At 41.0% G+C, this 23,793-nt stretch carries 12 protein-coding genes; all 12 read right to left on the bottom strand.

The genetic code is table 11. The features are described 5' to 3' along the window. Positions 1-4: 4 nt before the first annotated feature. The 12 genes from xyl3A to B5X70_RS00820 all read right to left on the bottom strand — a co-directional run bounded on the left by xyl3A (position 5) and on the right by B5X70_RS00820 (position 23,728). Entirely contained in the window at positions 5-2,602 is a 2,598-nt protein-coding gene (gene xyl3A / locus B5X70_RS00875) for a xylan 1,4-beta-xylosidase (RefSeq protein WP_079555964.1), read from the bottom strand. A gap of 106 nt (positions 2,603-2,708) precedes the next feature. Next, entirely contained in the window at positions 2,709-5,201 is a 2,493-nt protein-coding gene (locus B5X70_RS00870) for a glycoside hydrolase family 31 protein (RefSeq protein WP_232468414.1), read from the bottom strand. Between the two features lie 92 nt (positions 5,202-5,293). Further along, on the bottom strand, positions 5,294-7,162 hold the full coding sequence (locus B5X70_RS00865; protein WP_262481294.1) for a glycoside hydrolase family 97 protein: 1,869 nt from the start codon (positions 7,160-7,162) through the stop codon (positions 5,294-5,296). A gap of 95 nt (positions 7,163-7,257) precedes the next feature. Next, positions 7,258-9,873 (bottom strand): glycoside hydrolase family 31 protein, encoded by a 2,616-nt coding sequence (locus B5X70_RS00860; protein WP_079555963.1) that lies wholly within the window; start codon positions 9,871-9,873, stop codon positions 7,258-7,260. A gap of 155 nt (positions 9,874-10,028) precedes the next feature. Beyond that, on the bottom strand, positions 10,029-11,885 hold the full coding sequence (locus tag B5X70_RS00855; RefSeq protein WP_079555962.1) for a glycoside hydrolase family 127 protein: 1,857 nt from the start codon (positions 11,883-11,885) through the stop codon (positions 10,029-10,031). 24 nt (positions 11,886-11,909) lie between these two features. After that, a complete protein-coding gene (locus tag B5X70_RS00850; RefSeq protein WP_079555961.1) occupies positions 11,910-15,092 on the bottom strand; it encodes a beta-galactosidase, LacZ type in 3,183 nt (1,060 codons plus the stop codon). A gap of 116 nt (positions 15,093-15,208) precedes the next feature. Beyond that, complete coding sequence (locus tag B5X70_RS00845; RefSeq protein WP_088328577.1) at positions 15,209-16,126, bottom strand: alpha/beta hydrolase family protein; 918 nt, start codon at positions 16,124-16,126, stop codon at positions 15,209-15,211. Positions 16,127-16,300: 174 nt separating this feature from the next. Then, positions 16,301-17,668 (bottom strand): glycoside hydrolase family 43 protein, encoded by a 1,368-nt coding sequence (locus tag B5X70_RS00840; RefSeq protein ID WP_079556209.1) that lies wholly within the window; start codon positions 17,666-17,668, stop codon positions 16,301-16,303. Between the two features lie 161 nt (positions 17,669-17,829). Beyond that, a complete protein-coding gene (locus tag B5X70_RS00835; protein WP_079555960.1) occupies positions 17,830-18,897 on the bottom strand; it encodes a zinc-dependent alcohol dehydrogenase family protein in 1,068 nt (355 codons plus the stop codon). 14 nt (positions 18,898-18,911) lie between these two features. Next, positions 18,912-19,931 carry an aldo/keto reductase gene (locus B5X70_RS00830; RefSeq protein WP_079555959.1) on the bottom strand — a complete coding sequence of 340 codons (1,020 nt, stop codon included), beginning with the start codon at positions 19,929-19,931 and terminating at the stop codon, positions 18,912-18,914. Positions 19,932-19,941: 10 nt separating this feature from the next. Further along, positions 19,942-21,231, bottom strand: coding sequence for an L-fucose:H+ symporter permease (gene fucP, locus B5X70_RS00825; protein ID WP_079555958.1), 1,290 nt, complete (start codon positions 21,229-21,231; stop codon positions 19,942-19,944). 19 nt (positions 21,232-21,250) lie between these two features. Then, positions 21,251-23,728 carry a glycoside hydrolase family 95 protein gene (locus B5X70_RS00820; RefSeq protein WP_079555957.1) on the bottom strand — a complete coding sequence of 826 codons (2,478 nt, stop codon included), beginning with the start codon at positions 23,726-23,728 and terminating at the stop codon, positions 21,251-21,253. Between the last annotated feature and the right edge of the window lie 65 nt (positions 23,729-23,793).

Genomic DNA, 23,793 nt, shown 5'->3' with positions numbered 1-23,793 from the left:
TTAATTATTTAATTGTAACGGTTGCTTTTTTCAGATCTGATTCATGTGAGCTATTTCCATAATAAACCACATATTCACCGGGAGTTACAGTTATTTTTTGTTGCTCCCAATCGTAAAATTCAAATGAAGATTGCGACAATTCAATTTTTGCCTGACGTTTTTTTCCTGCCGGAATATCTACTCTCTGGTAACCCCTCAACGTTTTTAACGGGCCGTTTACGTCTCCAACTTTCCGAATATACACCTGTACTATTTCTGTACCATCGCGGTGGCCGGCATTTTTTACCGGTATGGTAATCGTTGTGGTTTGATCTCCACTTAATTTAGATCTGCTAAGCTTAGCTTTTCCAATTTCGAAATTGGTATAGCTTAGACCAAATCCAAATGGGAATAGCGCCTCTGTGGTATATCGGTAGGTACGGCCCTGCATGGAGTAATCTTCAATATCACCCAGATTATCTGAATTTGCATAAAAAGTTACAGGAAGCTTCCCGGATGGGTTAAAGTCTCCAAATAAGACATCGGCCACAGCCAAACCTCCTTTTTCTCCACCATACCAAGCCTGAAGAATAGCGTCGGTGGTTTCCAATTCAGGCTCAAAAGCAATTGCTGAACCAGAACAATTAACAAAAACGACAGTTTTGCCTGCATCTCTCAGAGCTCTCAAAGCATTCCTTTGTACAGCAGGTAATTCAATATCGGTACGATCTCCGCCTTTAAACCCGGGATAAGAAACCGGCATCTCTTCTCCCTCTAAATGACCGGAAAGACCTCCCACGAAAATTACAGTATCAAATCCTTCAAGCCTCTTTACCAGAGCTGCGTAATCCACGTCCTCTTCTCTTCCAAAATCGAATTCGATATTGGCTTGCCAGTTTTCTCTGTGTGCATACCTTATCTTTATGTGGTAGGTTTCACCGACTTCTACCTTGAATGGGATTCTGGTTGATAATGTTCTCCAATTGGTATAGCTTTCCAGGACTTCGTCATTTACACTCAGTTCAAAAAATCCGGTTGCTCCACCCTTAAATACAATCTCTTCAGAAACCGTTGGGGTAAAAGTTGTTTCATATACTGCCGAAAACTCCTCAAGCCATACTCCGGGAGCAAATTCATGCTGTCCGGCTGCCGTTTGTCTGATGGAATTAGCCATTTGACGAACAGCAACAGGCTCACCCTCAAAATTTGGATGATTCCAGTATGTCGCTTTAAAACCTGAACTACCATCAATTGATGTTAAAGGAAAGTAGCTAATGGTTACCTGATCATCAACCAGATCGACACCTTTTTCGTAATAAATTTCTGCGTTAGGTAATTTAGATTTAATACCGTCAAGAATTGTGATGGTATTTATGGGTGTTCCGTTATAGTTTCCCCAAAGCATCTCTTCATCATCAGCATTAGGGCCAATAACTGCAATTCTTTGGATGGTTGTTTTGTCCAAAGGCAAAACACCGTTAGGATTGTAAAGCAGCGTCATGGTTTGCTGAGCCATTTCATATGTGAGTTGGCGGTGGCGCTCATTATTAAGAATCGTTTCGGGAATTTGAGCCCAGGGCACAATTGAATCATCATCCATATCACCCAGATCAAAACGTCCAATTAACACGCGCATCAAACTAATGTCTATGTCTTCCTCTGTAATCAGGTCCATTTCCAAAGCCTTGGGTAAATCTTTGTAGTGATAATTGTCCCAGATACATTCCAGATCGGTACCCCCCAACAGAGCTCTTGCAGCAGCATGTTCACGGCTTGATGAAACATTATGTGTTGTATAAAAATCTGTGATGGCACCACAATCGGCCACGACCAAATGTTCAAACCCCCATTCTTCACGAAGAATTCGTTGCAAAAGTCTTGTGTTACTACAACAAGGCTCATCTTCAAGACGCTGATATGCACACATCACTTGTCGCACATCGGCATCCTGAACCAATGCTTTAAAAGCAGGCATGTAGGTTTCGTAAAACTCTCGCGGACAAACATGGGTAACATTTAATTCGTGACGGCTCCACTCAGGCCCTGAGTGTACTGCATAGTGTTTGGCACATGCTAAAAGTTTGCGATAGCGGGCATCTTCGGGACCCTGTAGACCTTTTACAACTTGTACGCCCATATTTGACATCAGAAATGGGTCTTCGCCATAGGTCTCCTGACCCCGTCCCCAGCGAGGATCACGAAAAATATTTACATTGGGCGTCCAAACAGACAAACTTAAAAATCTGCGATTCTCTTCGCCACGACGCATGGCCTGATGATATTTAGCTCGCGCTTCATCTGATGTCGCATCAAAAATCTGAAACACCAATTCATCATTAAATGATGCGGCCATCCCTATGGGCTGGGGGAAAACCGTAACGCTATCGTTGCTGGCGTAACCGTGTAACGCTTCGCTCCACCAATTAAACCTCTTAATCCCTAATCGGGGGATGGGATCTGACTGATCGCATAGCAAAGCAGCCTTCTCTTCAACGGTTAAACGGGAAATTAGATCCCGCGCGCGTTCTTCCGAACTTAAACTTGGATCCTGAAAAGGGTATTGCTGCGCTGAAATTGCTAATGAACATAGCAAGCAAATTGTAATGGATAGTAAGTTTTTCATTTATATTTAATTTAATATTGTCATTGCCAATATTGAAGTTCCATGAGATATCATTTATATAATATTAATTTTCTCACTCATGAAGCATTCATTAAGTAGTTATATTTTAAAGTTTTACTTCAATTTTGCCACCATTGTAAAAAACCTTTCGATCAATTACCATTGGAACCATTCCAGTATTCTTACCTTTTTCGACCTTCACGACATTAAAATGTCGCTCGTTAAGCATACCGGGAAATGAGCCCTTTCTATCATCAATGGTTAATGTGCTGTTAGCATCATCCCAATAAAAGGTTATTGTTGAATAGTATCCTTCCTCGTAATTATAATTATCTTTCTCATCTTCATAGAGAGTAAATTTCCCGTTGGCACCGGGATAAATGCGTATTTCAAGATTGTCCCATTTCTTTTCAGTTGCATATTGCACTTTTGGACCCACAGGCAAAATAGAGCCGGCCTTTATATATAGCGGCATGATATCAATCGGGCTTTGTTTTTTAATGGTTTGGCCACCCGAATGTTTCTCTCCAGTCCAGAAATCTATCCAATCTGTTCCTTTAGGAAGATAAACCTCGGAGGACTTCACCGTGCTAAAATCCTCTCTGCCATTTGTGGTATACATTGGTTCAGTGACCGGGCATACAAGAATAGATTTTCCAAACATATATTGATTATCAATATCAAGAACCTTTGGATCGTTTGCAAAATCCATCACCAGTGCTCGCATAAAACTTGATTGGTTAGCAGTCACATCCCAAGATGTAGAATATATGTATGGCAGTAGAAGATATCGCAAATTAATAAATTTTTCAATGGCATCATAAACAGGTTCCCCTTTGCTTCCGAACTGAAAAATCTCTCTTGGGGCTTCCGCCCCATGGGAACGCATCATAGGGCAAAACGCACCAAACTGAATCCAACGCGCGTACAATTCTCTGTAGTCAGGGTCATCAAGTCTGGCAGGATATTCCCACAGGAAAAATCCGCCTATGTCGCTGTTCCAATGCGGGATACCGGATAGAGAAAAATTAAGTCCTGCTGAGATTTGATTTCTTAGAGCATTCCAGGATGCAACAACATCACCTGTCCATGTATTTGCTCCATATCGTTGCTGGCCTGCAAAAGCTGAACGAGTAAGGATGAACACCCTTTTATCGGAAGTTACAGCTCGTTGATTCTTATAAACTCCGCCTACAGTCATTAGTGGATAAGCATTTCGAACCCTCCTGAATGAGCCAAGATATGTGTTGAAGTCAAAATCCTCAGGTTGCCAGTTAAAATGATCTGGTTCAGTTGAATCCATCCACCAGCCATCAATTCCAAGAGAAAAGAGCCCTTCGTTCAGGTATTTCCAGTAAATATCCCGAGCCTCTGGATGGTATGCATCATATACCCTGACCCCGGATGGATAATCGAGTCTTGGAGGCCATAACTGTGAACCGGACTCAGGCCAGGTTGATATATTCATCAACATTCCTCCAGCGTCAAGCTCCCTGTACTGTTTGGTTTTTGGCCCAAATGATGACCAAATGGTAATAATCATATGAGCATTAAGTTCATGCACCTCATTTACAAACCTTTGAGGATCTGGAAACTCAACATCAAGAAACTCCATGGCATTCCAAAGATAATTGCTTCCCCAGTACTGCCAATCCTGTATTATACCATCCAGCGGCACACCCAAGTCTCTGTATTTCCTTACAATTCCAACAGTTTCTTCCTGACTTTTATAACGCTCCTTACTTTGCCAGTAGCCATATGTCCATAGAGGAAACATTGGAACCTGGCCAGTTAACTCACGCATTTCAGCAACTACACCATCGGCATTGCCACCATACATGAAATAATAATCTATGCAATCTCCAACTTCTGAATTAAATGAAGTCGCTTCTGTGGAGTCGGAAAAGATGGTTGGGGAATAATTATCCCAAAAAAGACCATAACCTTTAACCGACTGAAAGAAAGGGACAAAAGACTCAGTATTATTCTGAATCATATTCATTTCTAAGTTTCTTTGAATCATCCTTCCCTGCTGCTGAAAACCTAAACCATAAATCGGTTCATCGGTTTCCAAACCAAAAGTTTGAGAAACGCTATAGGATTTTACTCCAGCATCATCGATTTCAACGAATACCGCGCCATCATTCTTCTCTTTTAACAAGGCTTTGCCGTTGTTCTTATAAAAAGAGACTTGTCCGTTGTTTGTGTTCAAATTAACCGTTAAGTCATCGCTCTGCAATGAGATTAAGTCATTTTCCGAAGAAATATCCAGAGAGATCGATTCTGGCGATTTAACAACTGAAAGACTCTCTTTTTTGAAATTTGTTCCTTCCGGCCATTTAATAACTCTAACAATAGAGTTGCTGAAGAACTGAATTTCAACTTGCATTGAATTACAATGGACAACAACCCCTGTTTCTGTTTCCTGATATGATTGAGATACAGCAGAGGAACTTATGAAGAACAAGAATAAATAAATAAGCATCAATCGCGTCATCAAAAAATGAAAAAAGTTTCTGCCTTCATTGCGAGGTCTCACTGTTCGCATATCAATTGCGCTCAGATTTTTCTTTGTGGTGAATACAAATGGATGTTTCATATAGTTTGGATTATTAGTCTTGTATACTTGCCTGAGAGAATCAATACCATATTAGAAACTAATTCTTCCAGGCCAAGTATCACAGTTAATAATTAGTTATTCATTGGTTGAAGTTTGGCTGCAAATCCACCCCTACGTAACATTTTTACATCAATTGTGCTTGATTTATTCACCACAGAGTAATAAGTAGAGAAATCCTTATCATGATTTCCATCGGAAATCAACACAATTCTATAATCAACTCCATCATCCAGAAAATCAAAGCTCAAGGTATAATTCTTCTCTACATTTTCAGAATTTATTCCACCAACATACCATAACTTATCATTTCTACGAGCCATAACAACATCGCGTCCCGGATAGCCATCCAACAATTTTGTATCATCCCATGCCACCGGCACATCTTTTAAAAATGACTTGGGGGCGTCTGGTAAATTATAATAACCTTCAGGCCGATCAGCCATATGCTGAAGAGCAGATTCATAAAGCACACTTAAGGCCAATTCATGTCCATAAGAGGTTAATGAAGGATATTGTGAATTGGTGAATGTAACAGGTGTGTAATCCATTGAGCCAACTACGTTGCGGGTGAATGCCATAACACTGTTGTGTTCCGGTGCTGTAGTAGTAAACTCAGGCCCGTTATTGTACCATTCGGCACCGCGCACCCCTTCCAGGGTCATCAGGTGCGGGTATGTTCTTGCCCAACCTCTTGGAACCACCGAACCATGGAAATTCACCATCATTTCAAACTTGGCTGCATCTTCAAGAATATCAAGATAATATTCTATCATATATTGCTTTTCGCTGAGGAAAAAGTCAACTTTTACTCCAACAAAACCCAAACTCTTTAGCCAGGCAAATTCCTCCATCCGGTTTTCATGTGTTTTCATGCGATCAATGGGAGTGGCTGTAATCCATTGAAACATGCCAGAGTTATACCACAAAAAGGGCTTTACACCTTTTGAAAGTGCATATCTTGCTGCATCCTCAACATTTCCTCCGTTTGACATAACATCCCACTCCCAGTCGAAAAGGGTATATGGCCAACCCATGGCAGCAGCTAAATCGGTAAAGGCAGCAACAGTTTGAAAGCACCTTGTACCATGATTGTCAGACCAATAATTCCAGGAAACCAACCCGGGCTTTATCCAGTCGGTGTTCTCCAGAACAGAAGGTTTGGAAACATCATCAACCAAAGTTGACTCAACGATATCAGACAACGCGCCCATGATTACAACGCGCCAGGGAGATTTCCATGGCAAATTGATGGTTGGTAATGCCTCTCCTTTACCTTCATGAGGATAGGGAAGAGTTACTTTGTATACAGGCACGTTCTCGGAATTATTTAGTTTTGTTGCACAATAGGTTCTATCCAATCCTGCCTCATGGATGAGATACCAACAGCCGGTATCGGGAGTATTGAACAAGGCCGGATATCCCCAATCCCCACCAGATTGTGCATCCTTCATCTTGGTATAAAGATGTTCGTTTGACAGGTCAAAGTCCTGAAGCCACCTTGTAGTACTATCCGGAATATGATAAGATGTTAATTCATCCAGAATGGTATATGTTCCACTACCCCTTGGAAATTCATAACGAAATACAATTCCATCGTTATAAGCTCGTACTACCACGTTTATTCTGGATCGCTCTGAATTCTCAAATTCCATAACTACTTCATTGGCCACATTGCTACGCTCACTGCGCTTTCCATGTATCGAGGTATATTGCTCAACCACTCTCTTGGGGCGGCTTGCCTTTAAAAATCTTAGATTATCTGAGAAACTTTGGTCATTGCGTATAAGACCCAAATCAATACGCGGAATAACTTCAGATTTTTCGTCATCACTAATATAATTTACCTGTAAATACCAGCTTCCGGTATTGCCATCCTGCTCGCTTAGCAACATAACTTCGTTTTTGCTATTGGGTGATAGAACAACTGCTTTTTGTGACATTAAAGGGAATGCCAAAAACGCAAAAACAAAGGGAATGAACCACCTAAACAAATTCGGTTTTAACATTAAATCATTCATCATTATAGCTTTAAAATTTACATATTAATTGATACTTGCTTTCCATTATAAACGACTCTTTCATTATAATAACCGGAAGGCTCGATTCCGAATCCGAAATTGCTGCTTACGATTACAATATTAAATTTTCGCTCTGACAACATGCCAGGGAAAGCACCATTTCTGTTACTGATGGTTAAAGTCCTGCTACTATCATCCCAATTAAATGTGATGGTCTCAAAAACACCATCTTCGTAATTGTAATTATTATTCTCATCCTCATATAAAACAAACTCTCCATCCGCTCCTTCATATATGCGAATTTCAAGCTCATCAGCCGGCTTCTCAGTTGAGAATTGCATTATGGGCCCCATCGGTATAATAGAACCTGCCTGCACAAAAAGAGGAATCACATCTAGCGGAGCATCGGTTTTAATGGTTTGATTACCATTAAAACGTTCTCCTGTCCAGAAGTCATACCATCCTTCTGATTTTGGCAAATAAACATCCCATTCGTCAACACCTGGCTCTATGATCGGAGCCACCATTATACCGTTCCCAAACATATACTGATATGGTTGTTTGAGAGCCGTCTCATCTTCTCTAAAATCCATTACCAAAGCTCTCATCATGGTTGAACCGCTGCTGGTAACCTGCCAGGCTTCTGAATAAATATAAGGGAGTAACCTATATCTCAGATTCAGCATTTTTCGCATATTTTCCTCTACTGTTTCACCATATTTCCATGGTTCTGTTTCACTCATATAACCATGGTTCCGGAAAATTGGCTTAAACGCACCCCACTGAAACCACCGGGTTAGTAATTCACGGTAATTTTCATCGGTGTATTGAGAATGCCCGGGTCGGAAAAAGCCTCCAATATCGGTTGTCCAATAGGGCAACCCTGTGATTGTGAAGTTCAGTCCGGCAACAATTTGACGCCTGTATTCGTCCCAGGTGCCGCCAACATCACCGGACCAATTAATGACTCCATATCTTTGTTGTCCAGCAAAAGCAGATCGGGTTAAAATACAAACCCTTTTATCAGAAGTGACTTCTCGCTGACCTTCATAAACAGACTGGCTAACCAGAAGAGGATATATTAACCGATAAAAGTCGCCCGGGCCAATGTGCGTCATCTCTCCGGTTAGGGCATCATTTTCCGGCTCAACAGCATCCATCCACCAGGAATCTAGGCCGTGAACAAACATATTCTCGTACAATGTATTCCAGTACGCTTTTCGAGTTTTGGGATTGAAATAGTCCAACCAGTTGGTGTTAGGTATAAAGTGGTTGTTGCGTTGATACTCTCTTCCCAATTCAGAATTGATGTCAGGATTTGACCAAATTGAGATGCAGAAATGTGCATTCAGGTCATGAATTTCACCAATAAACCCGGTGGGATTTGGATAATACCTCTCGTCAAACTGCGGAACACCCCATCCTTTGTTTCCCCAATATTGCCAATCTTGTACAATCACATCCATTGGCAAATTTCGTTTACGAAATTCCTTTACATTCTCTATCAATTGGTTAGATGAAGAATAGCGCTCTCTGCATTGCCAAAAACCATAGGCCCACTTAGGCAACATAGGAGCAACACCTGTCAGATTACGGTAAGAAGAAATCACCTCATCGGCCGTAGGCCCATAAAACACAATGTAGTCAATCATTTGAGCATGAGGAGAACGATAGGTTGTTACATCCTCCTTCAATTTCCATGATAAGGTTGGTTCATTATCTGATTTACATATCAGCTGAACATCATGTTCACCAGCCTCAAGATTTACCAGAACCCCTGCAGTAGGTGGAAGCCACATATTGGTTTGGTCCATAACTGGAATGCCATTTATAACCACATAATGACGATTACCCATATCGCCCAAGTCTAAAAAGATGGAGTATTCTCCACTTCTGGGCACAGTAAAGCTCCCGGTATAAAGAGACTGATCCTGTGCCACCTTCTGTGTTCCTGCAGTTGTAGTAACTTCTGCGATACTGCCCTGATCTAAATTGGCATCATCTTGTTTTTCAAGTTGAACAAAATTGTCTGTTGGGTTAAAATCAGTTAATCCATACTGATGCCAGAGCAACCCATAGCCCTTGTTCGAATAAACAAATGGGATAACAATCTGACTGTTTACCTGAGTTAACCGACGGGTAAGGCCTTTAAGATTAAAGTTTCCATCCTGAAACTGACCTAAACCGAAAATGGCCTCATCGGAAGGAGATTCGAATTTTTGCTCTACAAAAAAGCATGATTCACCCATTATTGAATCTGGCTTCAATAATCGTGTACCAGGCATTTCCTTTAGAAAAACCTCGCCTTCCTTATCAACATAAGAAATCTGACCGGTTCTCTTATTGACCTCAACAACCATTCTATCCAGAGATATGCTAACAATATTTCCTTTTTCAAAAACTTCAAAAGGCGGCACTTCAAGGTCATTCTGTATAACAAATTCAGGAAGAATCTTGCTGTTCTCTAAAGTAAATTGCACCCGAACGGTATTATCCGTAAGCGGATATACTAACAGAACTCCCTCATCTGTATGAAAAGTTACCCGATTACTTTCTTTTAAATAGCTCTTTACAAATTGGTTTTGGCAACTCAAAAAGAAAAGAGCTACACTTAACAGAAAAATAGCTTTCATAATAATATATTTATAATCTCATTTATATGTAATTACTTAAGCCCCGTGTTCTTTCACCTTATCTAAAAATTGGATATTTATTATAATCACTTGCCTTCCTGGAAGCCAAGCTCTCATTTATATAAATTAGACTCTCAAATAAAAACCAATCTTGTTTAAAAACTTCTTATTGTCGCATACACTCCATAAACTTCATCCTCTATCTCAAATAAAGGTTTTAAGGTGTAAGTTGACCCGTTGTTATTAAGATAAAACAGATCATTTTCAGAAACCAGATTAGCCAAAATTGATTCATGATCTCCTTTTAAAATCAATTCATTACCACTTTTAAATGCTAATAAGACAGGGCCATAAAACAAGGCGATCACATTCTCATCGTCGGGCATGGTTTTAAGATGAAAGTCATACTCAAAAGACAAACTAATTTTGTCTTGATCATTCCATCGTTGATTTAAACTGAGGAATGATTCCGGCTTAGTATTAATATTTTGTATTTCATCATTAACAGAAACGGTAACGTTGTGTGCCCATGAAGGAATAAAAAATCTGAGGTCTAACTCTCTCTCTTTTGATGTTGAAACATTAAACTCCACCAATGTGCTATGAGGGAAATCTCCTGTTTGTTCGATTTCCACATCCAATTCGGCCCAATTTAGCTTTGATGGGATATACATATTTATCCATAATATTGAGTCGTGGTGAAAATAGATTCCTGAATTAAGTTGGGCAAAAGCCTCAATTGAAGAACCATTGCAACAATGAAAGTCATTTTCTTCTAGAAACTGCTTTTGCCTGGGCGAGCCCAAAGGCAAATGGTAAACACACTTGCCTGAGCGGGCACTTTGTAATGCCATAATTGAATTATAAAAAGTATTCATATAGGCATCTGCATATTTTGGGTCAGCAGTCCAGGAGAACAATGACTTTGAGATCTTCTGAGTATTATGCGAAACGCAAGTTTCAGCAATTTCCTTTGTCATGGTATTGCTCAACATCCCCGGCACACCCCAGTGTTCAGCACTTAATGAAGTAGGTGTTATAACGTTAGGTCGGGGTCCACTACTAGAGCCATTAGCGTACACATGATAATTGATTAACATATCCCAAAAATTTATCACGGCGTTGCGATACTTCTCATTATTATTTATAGGATATGCCTCTGCAAAACCATTAACCAGTACAATATGTGTATTGGAATGGAGACCCGACAAGATGTTTTCATTATTTGCCATTGGTTTAAGGAACCAATCACGGTCGAAGAGTTGAGCCAATTCCAAGTGAGCAGAATCGTTTGTCACTGCATATAGTTTGTAAAGCACCTCATTCATTGCCCCCGCTTCATTCATTGGATTAGCTCCAGCACTATAGAGAACTTTTTCAATGGTTTCCTCATCAAGTTTCGACATGCGCATCTTTACATATGCAGCCATTTGTTTCACCATATCCAAAGCCTTTTGATTGCCTGCAAAAATGTATGCATCCAGCAAGCCCTGCATGATTTTGTTGTATGTATAATAAGGAGCCCAAACCCCACCAAACTGAGATTCTAACACGTCAAAATCTCTTTCAGGAAATGCACTTAGATAGCCATTCCCAAATACCATCTGACATTTATAAAGTTCATCCACCATGTAATTTATTCTCTCCAAAAAATCAGAATCCCCATACCTTGCTACTAAAAAAGAAGCAGCAGAGAGGTAATGCCCAGTGAAGTGACCTTTAAGGCCAATCCACGGAGCTTCCCAACCATCAAGAGGTTTCGTATTGGTTGGTAATCCTGCATTTTCTCTGAAATTATGAAGCAACCTGTCGCTGTCAAGAGACCTTAAATAGGCTGTATTTAGCTGTTCACGCTCTTTCACCCAGGAATCGGTTAACGTTACCAAATGCCCGGGAAAAGGTAATGCTGTGTCTTTAGAAAAAGCAGCAGATGACTTATCCTGATCCTTAGAAGAACTGCAAGAGTAAATCAAAACACACAATAAAACAGATAGTACTTTAAGATTTTTCATAGAAACAATTCCTTTCTAATGCAATTAATATCGTAGAATGGCTTTTGATTCTATATCTCTGACAGAGCTTACAGGAACCAAAGTAAAACTATATTTATGACCTTCGGCACTTGGCCTTAAGAGGTATGGTTCGTGCGGTGGCGATCCCCAAGGCTCATCTCCACTTACTCCAATCATCCGATAATCAATATGCAATTCAACTAAATCTTGAGGTTTAATATCGTTAATATGGCGAAGGTTAGAGTCTTTATTCATGCCAGCATCAAAATCTTCAATGGGGTTGTTCAAAGCATTAAATTCTATGATCGAATCTGCAACCACTAAAAGTCCGGTGCCATCCTTCCTGCTAAGCGCTAACCAGCGTACATCCGTGCGATGACCATTTTCCTGTGGACGTACATACGGTACGTACATATCTGCTACAGTTGTTTTGTAACGACCTATAAAAGTTGATGAGTTTCGATCGGAGTAATTTTCCCAGGGGCCTCTTCCGAAATACTCCACTTGGGTTAAATCCGCAGGTAATTGCATCTTCATTCCCATACGTGGGATAATGGGTACATCGTCACCAAATGTAATCAACTCATTATCTATCTTAATCATACCATTACCCATTATGGTATATTTTGTTGTCCAGATTGATTGTAACGAATCAAGATTATAAACCACTTCAACCTGAACAGCATTTCCAAGTTGGTTTGCTCTCACACTTGCCGCAACAGGCAATTGTTCAGATGCCTCTTTCCATAGGCGGCATCTCTGTTGCATTCTCCATAAATAATCGTTATCGATAGGAGCGCGCCAAAACGCAGGTCGGGGGCCAAAACCATTAAGGAACAACTCTTTTCCCTTGCTCTTATAGGAAGTTATAATTCCTGTTTCGGAATCAATTGCCAGAGAAAAATCCCTTCCTGTAATGTTTATCGAAGCGCCTTCACTATAGGAAACTTTTCCTGCTTTTGTTATGTCGAACTGAGCTCTGGGTGCTTCAACGGGTAGTTTTATTTGTTGCGATGCTATCTCCCACCCTGCCGGTAAAAGATTTTCAGCTTTTTTGGTTTTGGCCGAAAGAATGATAAAATACTCAACACCGGGTTTTGCCTTTATGCGCCGCAAATCGATATTTACCGTTTTAGATTGACCCGGTGGGATATCTAAAACGGAAAGTTTTCCGGTTCGGACTACCTTCCCGTTTGCTGTAATTTCGTAACTAAAAGCGTAATCAATCAAATTTGTAAAGAAGAACTTGTTGGTGATGGTTATTTGACCCTCCTCAATATTTTCCGGTTCAAAACCGATATTCTGATATACGTGCTTTACTTCCAGACTATGAGGCTTAATGCTTCTGTCGGGGAAAAGCACTCCATTGATAACAAAATTTCCATCTGAGGGGGTTCCTTCCGGTCCATAGTCTCCTCCATAAGCCCAAAACTCTCCCTTTTCATTTTCATTGGCAAGGCCCTGGTCAACCCAGTCCCATATAAAACCACCCTGTAATTGCGGGTATTTCTCAATAATCTCCCAATAATCCTTCAGGTTTCCAATGCTGTTACCCATAGCATGAGCGTATTCGCAGAGAATCAATGGTCTATCGGTATGGTTTTGAGCATAATGCTCAATATTGTGAGGCCTTGCATACATTGGAGCAACGATATCGGTATTCCATTCGAGACCTGCCTGCTCATATTGGATTGGACGCATTTCGTCGCGACTACGAATAAACAGGTACGTCTTATAAAAATTATAGCCATTACCGGCCTCATTTCCCAATGACCAGATAACCACCGACGGGTGATTTTTAGAGCGCTCAAACATGTTACGCGTACGGAAAATATGCGCTTCTGTCCAATCGAGATTATTCCCAAGACTCCTCCCTTTTGCTCTATCATAGCCCATTCCGTGCGATTCAATATTGGCTTCATCAACCACATAAAAACCATATTTATCGGCAAGATCGTAAAAGAAACTGGGCTGCGGATAATGGCTCAACCTAATAGCATTAACATTAAGTTCTTTCATTCGTCTCAGATCAAGCATGACGGTTTCTTCATCAACCACCTGTCCGTTAATGGGACAAAACTCGTGCATATTAACTCCCTTAATAAGAACCGGCTCCCCATTTACCAAAAATTGCCCGTTCTTGATCTCACTTGTTCGAAAACCAATTCTAATTGATGCTGCCTCGGTAATATTACCGGATTGGTCTTTCGAAGTAAGCAATAGAGTGTACAAATTAGGCGTTTCAGCAGTCCATGAGTCAACGTCAGGTATCGTAGCCTTAAAGTTCAGATGTCCAACAGAATCAACAATCTCAATAGATTTCGAATCTGAAGCCACAGATTGACCCTTGTTATCGATTATTTCATAACTGAATGATTTCAATGTTGAATTTCCGGTATGGTTTTTCAGTTCTACATCGAGATCGAAAACACCATTCACATAGCTCTCGTCCAGTGTTGCTTTTGCATAAAAATCACGCAGCCGAACCTTTGGCTGTGCATACACAAACACTTCACGCGGAATACCACTTAAACGCCAAAAATCCTGACATTCGAGGTAGGAAGCATCGCTCCAGCGGAACACCTCCACGGCAATTGAGTTTTTACCGGGCTTTACATACGGAGTTATATCAAATTCCTGCGGTGTTTTACTGTCCTTACTCATACCAACCCGCTGACCGTTCACCCATACAAAGCCCACCGATTTGATAGAACCGAAATAAACAAAAACCTGCATATCTTCCCACGATTGGGGAACTTCGAAATCACGTCGGTAATACCCAATGTTATTCTTTTCTAAATCATTAACATAGGGCGGCTTAAAATTCCAATTTGGATAAAATTCATAACTAACGTTTGTATATATGGGATAGCCGTAACCATGCATCTCCATGTTCGAGGGAACAGGGATATCATCCCAACCTGAAATATCGAGATTTACATCGGCAAAATTCTTTATCCGGTTCGAAACCCCGGTTACAAAATTGAATTTCCATGTACCATTTAATGAGGTAAACCTGTCAGAAGCTTCCCTATTATTCTTTAAAGCCAGCTCCCTGCTTGCATAACTATTAAAGGAAGCTCTTGGCAGTTCTTTATTAATGCCTTGTATGGCAGGATTCTCCAGCTCGGGGTGTGGAGGCCGATCCTGTGCCTCAGAATTCAATGCGATTATGCATATTGAAATGAGGATAAATAATCTCTTCATTGTGTAATATTTAAAAATTCTTTAGTCAGGCGGAACCCACCCATATTTCTAAAGGTTTGAAATATGCCATAAGCATATTTCACAATCACCTATTTAATTATTACTTATCTGCGAAACTACTGTAGATTCTTTTTATCAACAGTCCAAACTTCCGATTTTGAAAGAAGACAGGGGTTGCCGGTAAACATTTTTCCAGCTTTTTCGTCACCCTTAAGCTGCCACTTGTACCATGCAGTTGCTATAATGGCAAACTCTCCGCCATGTGGTTGACGATAGGTTCCGCCGTGGCCAACATCCATATTGGCTACAAAAACAGGCACATGATTGATTCGATTGAAATCGTCCATCCCGTTATTATAGGCAATATCCGACTCTCCACCAAGCAAATAAAGTGTTGGTGTGTGTAGTTTTTCCAGATGATCTTTGGATAATGCCGGCATACCCGGCATTCCTCCACCCGGATTAGGCAGTATTCCACTGTTGCATATAATGGCTGTGGTTACCCTTGGATCGGGAGCTGCCTCAAGAGCTTGTAATCCACCACACGACATCCCGCTGACCGAGATTTTCGATACATCAACTTTATTGTAGAATTCACTTTCGCTTTTACTGCTTTGAGCAATTGCCCAGTCAATGGCATCAGTAAGTTGGGAGGAAACAGACCTGCCGCCTCCTTGCTCTTGCCCTTCATGTGGCATAGGGCCTATGGCAATTACCAGAAATCCGTGTGAGGCCACTTCCGACAGAAAATTAATATGCTCCCAGGGAGAATTGGCGCATGCGCCATTGCCCCATACAATGATTGGTAATTTATATTGATCTCCAAAAACATCAAGATTCATTGGTCGAAAAATGGTATGAGTAATTAAAGAACCATCCGTGTACATAATAGCGCTATAATCACCTGTTCCCCCATCTTCAACAACCCTGGGCTCGTTCACTATTAAAGAGATATTCTGTTGTGCATATATCCCGAAACTTAAAAACATCAGGAACGATAAGAGAAATCGAAAAAAATTGCCATAGAACTTCATAATTAATATTTCTTTGAGTTAGATATTTAAGCGTTTAATTGAATAATAGCTCGTTAATATTTCTTTATTTGCCTAATTATCAAGCACTTATAAATCTATTGCGATAATATTTAATCAACTGATAATAAAAAGCTTACTTGTGTCTTATATCTAATAATCTAAAAGTCTAACGATCTATTGATTGAACTTCCACCAGTCAAAATCGAACAGATCTTTTTCTCCCCTAAAAACAAAATAGACATCGCGAACACCTTTTGCATGTTCGTTTACAGGTGCTGAAAAAGTTCTCCAAATGCCACCTTCCCGCGAGGTATTTACATCAACTGTTGCTATAATTGGGCCATCGAGTTTATCAACCCTTATTTCAATTTTTCCTCCATAAAGTGATGCAACACTCACCTCAACCGTCTTTGCACCAGTAGAAAAATCAGCCCCTTTTACCATAATGTAATCACCATGATTTATTGAGGTTACAAATTTACGATCAGCAATTCTCTCTCCCCTTGCCCAATCAAAATCGCCTTCCCATTCCGTTTCAGATCTGGTTTTAACCCCTTCGCTCCAGGCCATTGTTTCCGCTTCAACACGTTTGAAAGGATTTAGAGTTCCCACTTGTTCCGGACCTTCTACCGTCCAGTAAGGACGGTTTTGTATGGTTCCATCAGCGTTATAGATCATTTCATCGAGCATCACCGAGCGGCGCTCGTAAAATTTAGTGGTTGTTAGTTTAAGTAAATCGTAACTGTGGCCAAAGCAGTACCATTTCCCTTTGAATTCAATAATTCCGGGATGGTTGCCCCTGCTAAGTTCTGTTGCGTCCATAATCATACCCTTATACCCCCATGGACCTGTGGGCGAACTACTCATGGCATAACCAATTCCCTCGGGGCAACATGTAGATGCATAAGCCATGTAATAATGCTCATTGCGTTTCCAAACCCAAGGACCCTCCTGATAGTTTGCAGGTGTAGTTTCTTCTACCATAATATCTCCGGAATATGAAATCATATCCTCATTAAGTTTCACATAGTAAACTTTTGGATTTCCCCAATACAAGTAGGCCTGTCCATCATCGTCGATGAAAACAGCCGGGTCAATATCATGATGGCTATTCTGAATCAAAGGCTTTCCAAGCGGATCCACAAAAGGACCATACGGGCTATCGGCGACTAAAACCCCTATCCCTATCCCATTGGGAATGGGACAATAAAAATAAAACTTCCCATTGCGTTCGATACAATGAGGAGCCCATGCTCCATTGTCGTATGGAACCCAATCAAAATTATCTAACGATGCTACCACACCATGATCTGTCCAATTCACCATATCGGTTGATGTATACAACAACCAATTAAACATTTTAAATCCCATGGCATCATCAGCATCGTGACCCGTATACAAAAACACAGTATCGTTATAAACCATAGGTGCCGGATCAGCGGTGTACTTAGTTTGGATGATGGGTCTTTGAGCAAAACTATTTTGAATCATCATGAAAGAGATGACCAAAAACAGTGTTACTCGTAAGGTTCGACTTTTCATAGCTTTCATATTAATTTAGGTAATTCGAAATTTAATGTGCGATTCCATGTTTTTTTGCTAATACAGAGAATTCACTGAAATAAAAATTCATTCATGAGTATAAATCCAGCTCTTAAATAATTGGCTTCATGTGAGATATAATCGTCTCGATCTTGGCATCTTTAACCTTTTAATTCCTCATCAAACACAATCGCCACTTTACCACATTTCCCTTCATTCATAAGCTCATAGGCCTTATCTGCTTCATTTAGCGAAAATCGGTGCGTTACCAGATCTTCAGGATGAATGCCCCATCTGACCAAACGCTCCACCAACTCCTCCATTCGCCAGATATTGGTTACCCAGGAACCATGAATGGATATTTGATCATGAATGATGTCGGGACTTGGATTGAACTCAACCGTACCTCCCTCGCCAATCATAACCATTTTGCCCCATTTTCTGGTTGCTCTGATACAAAGTTGACGCCCGTGGGTGTTGCCGGAACAATCGACGGTTTTTTCAAACCCTTGATTTTGATAGGTTGTATTCAGAACCTCTTGAAGCGTCTCAGAACCGGAAACAAAAGTTTGATTGGCCAATCCCAGATTTTTGGCAATATCGCATCTCTCTTTAACGGTATCTACTCCCACCAGGTGATTCGCTCCCATTGCTTTGGCAAGCATCAGAGCAGCAAGTCCTACTGGCCCCAAACCAACTACCAGAACGGCGTCATTTCCCGACACCCCGATCCTTTCGAGGCCTTCATAAACAGTTCCAAATCCGCAGGCAATTTGTGCACCATCCACATAGGTAAGTTCATCTGGTAACAATACACAATCCTTCTCCTCTGCAACAATATACGGAGCCATTCCTCCATCCCGTTGCCAGCCATAGGCTGCACGCGACGGACTGGTACAAGAAATCATATAACCTCTGCGACAATCATTACACACGCCGCATCCTGAGATATGATAAATCACTACCCGATCGCCTTCTTTAAACCGCTTAGTATTTGATCCACATTTAACGATTTGTCCACAAGGCTCATGTCCTGCAATTTTATTCTGATATGCTTCCGGCCCTTTTCCCAGGTGTTCACGGTAAATGGCTCGTATATCGCTACCACAAATTGTAGAAGCTTTCATTCTGATGAGAACTTCACCCGGACCGGGCTGTGGTATGGTAACGTCTTTAAAATCCACGGTACTATTACCCGGAAGATATGCTGCTTTCATACTTGTTTCCATATATTCTTTCTCCTTTAATTTGATATTTTACCATCTAAATCCCATAACGCTTCCCAACCTTTTGCGCCTTCCCATAAAAAAACCTGTCCTTTAATCAAACGGCAATTTTTATCGATGCCGGCAATTTGCTTCATCTCCTCATTGGTGATGGACTCCCCGGTGACTGCTTTAAGGTTATTTACTATTTTTGCAGGCGAAACAGAAAATGGTATTACCACTTCCCCCCTTTGAACTCCCCACTTAATACAGACTTCAGCAGGATGCAAATTCAATCTTTCTGCGACTTTTACAATCACCGGGTCTTCAATATCAACAGTATCTTCCTTCGTTCTGTCGCGCTCCGGTCTTTTAGGGGAGCCAATTGGCGAATAGCCAATTGGCTGAATATTCCTTTCAGCCAAATAATTAAATAACTCAGATTGTTGAAAATGGGGATGCAACTCCATTTCATTTACCACCGGCTTAATTTTGGCATCTCTTAATAACAACTCCATTTTTGGAATGGTCATATTGGACGTACCAATAGATTTTACCAAACCCATCTCCACCAACTTTTCCATTTGGCGCCAGGTCTCCATATATTTTTCATGATTATATGGTCGTGAATCAGGGTTGCGAGCATCGCCGTCGCAACCGGGAGCATGATAATTCGGAAACGGCCAATGCACCAGATAAAGATCCAGATAATCAAGCTTTAAGTCGTTTAAACTCTTCTTACATGACTCAACAACCTCATCATGGGCATCATTCCAAACTTTGGAAGTAACCCAGAGCTCCTCGCGCTTTACAACTCCCTCGTTGAGCAATCCTGAAATTGCATTCCCAATTTCAGGTTCGTTCATATATACCGAAGCGCAATCAATGTGTCTGTATCCCTTTCTGATAGCAAAATCAACGGCCTCGGCAATCTGATTTGCATTGTAATTGTCGGAACCAAAAGTTCCCAGACCCAAAACCGGAATCTTTGCGCCATTGCTAAGCGTGACTTTCGGAACGCTTTCTGCGCCAATATTTTTCTCTGTATCTGATTCCATATATAACTATCTATTTTTGATATTCTTTTGATGTAACGAATCCAAACCTTGCAATTACGACAAAGCATATGAGCGGCAGGATAAATGATAAATTTACAGCCGAAAAACCCAATACATATTCAAAATCTATAATCATGCCCTGTAAAGGGGGCATGAGTGCCCCTCCCACAATGGCCATAACCAGCCCTGCAGCACCAAGGGTGGTATCCTCACCAATGCCTTCAAGTGAAATACCATAAATGGTGGGAAACATAAGCGACATAAATGCAGATGTTGCGATAAGGAAATACAAACCTCCCATGCCCTGAATCAATATCGTTCCAGAGATGGAAATAATTCCTCCAATTGCGAAAATCATCAATAGCTTTCGCGAATTGAAGTATCGCATCAGGAAAGTGCTTATGAACCTAAAAGATATAAACAGAGCCATAGCCACCATATTATACCTCTGAGCAGTAGCTTTGGATAGTCCAAGATCTTCGGCATAGTGAATAATAAACGTCCAGCACATGATTTGAACTCCCACATAAAACACTTGGGCGATAACCCCTTGTCGATAAATCGTATTTTTAAACAATCGTTTAAAAGAGGCTCTAACCGACGAATTTGGATTCTCATCGCGGGTATGTGGCATTTTTGCAATCAGAAAAACCACTATCATGCCAATAACGACCAAACCTAATGCCACATAGGGGTCGCGTATCACAGCCAGATCGTGGGTGCGAATGGCGGCACGTTCAGCGAATTCTAATGATTCAAAAATTAAGTTTCCGGAGCTGTCCCGTAAGTCGGACTGCAACGAAGCCAATATGACGTTTGAAGCCACAAACATGCCAAGAATTGAGCCCAAAGGATTAAATGACTGCGCCAGATTCAACCGTCGGGTTGAGGTTCTTTCATCACCCATGGAAAGAATGTATGGATTGGCCGTTGTTTCCAAAAAGGCCAATCCAAATGTTAGTATGTAGAGCGATGCAAGGAAAAAACCAAACATTTCGAACTGCGCTGCGGGAATAAAAAGTAAAGCACCCGTTGCATATAGAGCCAATCCAAGAATAATTCCCTTTTTATAACTAAATCTGCGCACGAACAATGCTGCCGGTATGGCCATGGTTGCATACCCCCCGTAAAAAGCAAACTGTATCATAGCTGCCTTTGCATTGGGAATTTCCATGATGGTTCTAAAAGCTGCAACCAAAGGATTTGTTATATCATTGGCAAATCCCCACAATGCAAACAAGCTTGTTACGATGATAAAAGGGAAGAGATATTTCTTTTCAACAAGTTTTGGCTTTGACATAAATCTATGTTTTTATCCACTATCGTTTAACAATGGTATATTCTCTTCCTTTTTCTGTACTAATATCGTACATATAAACCTCTGGTACATCAAACTCATTCAGGTTGGCTGATGGAGAAATTAAAGGTCTCTTAATTTCAGGCAACTGATAAAAAGGATTGCTATTATTGCCTTGCGCAACCGACATTGCTCCTTGTCCTTTTAGGTCAATTTCGTTGGCTACTCGAATCCGTAAGTTCCCTCCCAGAGTAGATTTAATTACAGCTTTTGTTATTTCATGATTCTTCCACTCCAACTCAACAATTTCGAATCCTCCACGAGTTCTCAGACCGGTAACCCGTCCATTTGGCCACACATCGGGCAGTGCAGGAATCAGATGAATCGCACCATCGTGGCTTTGCACAAGCATCTCAGTCAGTCCGGACGTAAATCCAAAATTTCCGTCAATTTGGAATGGAGGATGAGCATCAAACATATTTGGGTATGTTCCACCCATCTCAGAATGGGCTCTGGCATTCTCTTCGCGTCCTACAAGTTTGATTTGCTCCCTCATGAGATTATAAGCATGATTTCCGTCAAGCAGACGTGCCCACAAGTTAATTTTCCAGTTGATTGACCACCCTGTTGATGGGTCGCCACGATGGATAAGACTAGTTCTGGAAGCGTCGGCCAATTCAGGATTTTGAAATGGCGATATTTGATTTGAAGGGAACAACCCATATAGATGTGAAACATGCCTGTGCTTGTCATCCGGGCTATCCCAGTCGTGCATCCACTCCTGGAGTTGTCCATGCTGACCAATCTGCATAGGAGGCAACAGGTCAAGGATTCTTTCCATTTCAGGAATTAAATCCTCCTCAATTCCTAAAATCTCAGCCGCCCTGATGGTTTTTGTAAACAAATCAAAAACCAACTGGTTATCGATGGTTGTTCCAGCTGCTATTGATGATTGATAGTGAATGGTAGGCGAATTTTCAGGCGAATTAGAAGGCACTACAACCATCCATCCGTTTTCAGGCTCTTCAACCATGAATTCGACACAGAACTCTGCTGCACCTCTTAAAATATCATAAACTGATCGCAGATACTCAACATCGCCGCTATACTCGTATTTATCAAACAAGTGCTGACTCAGCCATACGCCACCCATTGGCCACATTCCCCAGTAGGAACCGTCCACGGCACCAGTAATTCTCCAGATATCGGTATTATGGTGAGTTACCCATCCATTGACTCCATACATTGTTTTGGCAGTTTCCCTTCCGGCTTCTGAAAGCTCACGTATCATTTGAATAAATGGCTCATGCAATTCACTTAAGTTGGTTGGTTCAGCCGGCCAGTAATTCATTTCAGCATTAATGTTCAAAGTATATTTACTGTCCCATGCCGGGAAAAGTTGATCATTCCAAATCCCCTGTAGGTTTGCAGGCTGCGTGCCCGGCTGCGATGAAGTGATTAACAGGTAACGACCAAACTGAAAATACATGGCGGCCAAAGAAGGATCATATCCCCTGCTAAACTGTTCGATTCGAACATCAGTGGGATTCTTTATGGAATCCGTTTGTCCTAAGTCCAAAGAAACGCGGTTAAAATACTCCTGGTAGAAAGCAACATGTGAACTACGCATCTGATTATAATCTCCACCAATTGCTTCGTTTAAATATTTCTCAGCAACCTGCTGCGCATCACCACTAATATCGGTATAGTTTATGAAGTTTGTTCCTATGGATACCAATATGGTTACGCTGTTGGCGTTTTCAACCCTAATTTCATTATTGACAGCGGAGACCGTACCTCCATCGTTGATAAATTTACTCAACACCACGAACTCCACCTTCCCTTCAACCGTTTCATGGCTGCTGGTGACTCCACTCATTCTAATCATATCGTTACCAATGGTGCTGACTTCAACATGCCCGGGACGATCCATTGTTGATGTAAAACTGATGGATCCGGGCTTATTGGCAGTTAAACGAACCACTGTAACCTCATCTGTAAACGATGAGAATACTTCGCGCTTAAACTTAGTTCCATCAACCGAATAAAGAGTTGTGGCAATTGCTTTTTCAATATCTAAATCTCTGTAAAAAGAAGTGTAATTTTCATGTCCCTGAAAATTAAGTCTTAAATTACCCGCTGTTTGATATGGCATTCCATGAGATCTCTTTGATATAATGTTCTCATTGGCCATATCTTGTGCTTCAATAAACTTCCCGTCAAAAATCAGCTGCCGAATTGTAGGCAGTATTTCTAATGCACCAGGGTTATCATTTCTGTTAGGACTTCCTGCCCAAATGGTATTCTCATTTAATTGAATAAGTTCTTCATCAGGAATTCCGAATACCATTGCGCCCAAACGACCATTTCCAACAGGCAATGCCTCTTCCCACATGGTAGCAGGCTCAGAATACCATAGTTTCAGATCCGAATGAGCTTGTTCATTACTACATGAACTAATAATCATCATCAAAAAAAGAAAACTAACAATTTGTTTCATATCTATATCATTTTAATATTTTTCTCACTATTAAGATCATGGCTGGCATTAAGCAAAAAGGTGAT

It is taken from the genome of Alkalitalea saponilacus, from assembly GCF_900168165.1.
In the GTDB taxonomy this organism is placed as follows: Bacteria; Bacteroidota; Bacteroidia; order Bacteroidales; family Marinilabiliaceae; genus Natronoflexus; species Natronoflexus saponilacus.
This window is presented reverse-complemented; position numbering and strand designations above follow the sequence as displayed.

Coding starts and splice junctions, on each gene's coding strand:
- B5X70_RS00850 (WP_079555961.1), bottom strand. CDS start 15,092: ATGAAGAGATTATTTATCCTCATTTCAATATGCATAATCGCATTGAAT.
- B5X70_RS00830 (WP_079555959.1), bottom strand. CDS start 19,931: ATGGAATCAGATACAGAGAAAAATATTGGCGCAGAAAGCGTTCCGAAA.
- B5X70_RS00865 (WP_262481294.1), bottom strand. CDS start 7,162: ATGTCACAAAAAGCAGTTGTTCTATCACCCAATAGCAAAAACGAAGTT.
- B5X70_RS00870 (WP_232468414.1), bottom strand. CDS start 5,201: ATGAAACATCCATTTGTATTCACCACAAAGAAAAATCTGAGCGCAATT.
- B5X70_RS00820 (WP_079555957.1), bottom strand. CDS start 23,728: ATGAAACAAATTGTTAGTTTTCTTTTTTTGATGATGATTATTAGTTCA.
- B5X70_RS00835 (WP_079555960.1), bottom strand. CDS start 18,897: ATGGAAACAAGTATGAAAGCAGCATATCTTCCGGGTAATAGTACCGTG.
- fucP (WP_079555958.1), bottom strand. CDS start 21,231: ATGTCAAAGCCAAAACTTGTTGAAAAGAAATATCTCTTCCCTTTTATC.
- B5X70_RS00860 (WP_079555963.1), bottom strand. CDS start 9,873: ATGAAAGCTATTTTTCTGTTAAGTGTAGCTCTTTTCTTTTTGAGTTGC.
- B5X70_RS00855 (WP_079555962.1), bottom strand. CDS start 11,885: ATGAAAAATCTTAAAGTACTATCTGTTTTATTGTGTGTTTTGATTTAC.
- xyl3A (WP_079555964.1), bottom strand. CDS start 2,602: ATGAAAAACTTACTATCCATTACAATTTGCTTGCTATGTTCATTAGCA.
- B5X70_RS00845 (WP_088328577.1), bottom strand. CDS start 16,126: ATGAAGTTCTATGGCAATTTTTTTCGATTTCTCTTATCGTTCCTGATG.
- B5X70_RS00840 (WP_079556209.1), bottom strand. CDS start 17,668: ATGAAAAGTCGAACCTTACGAGTAACACTGTTTTTGGTCATCTCTTTC.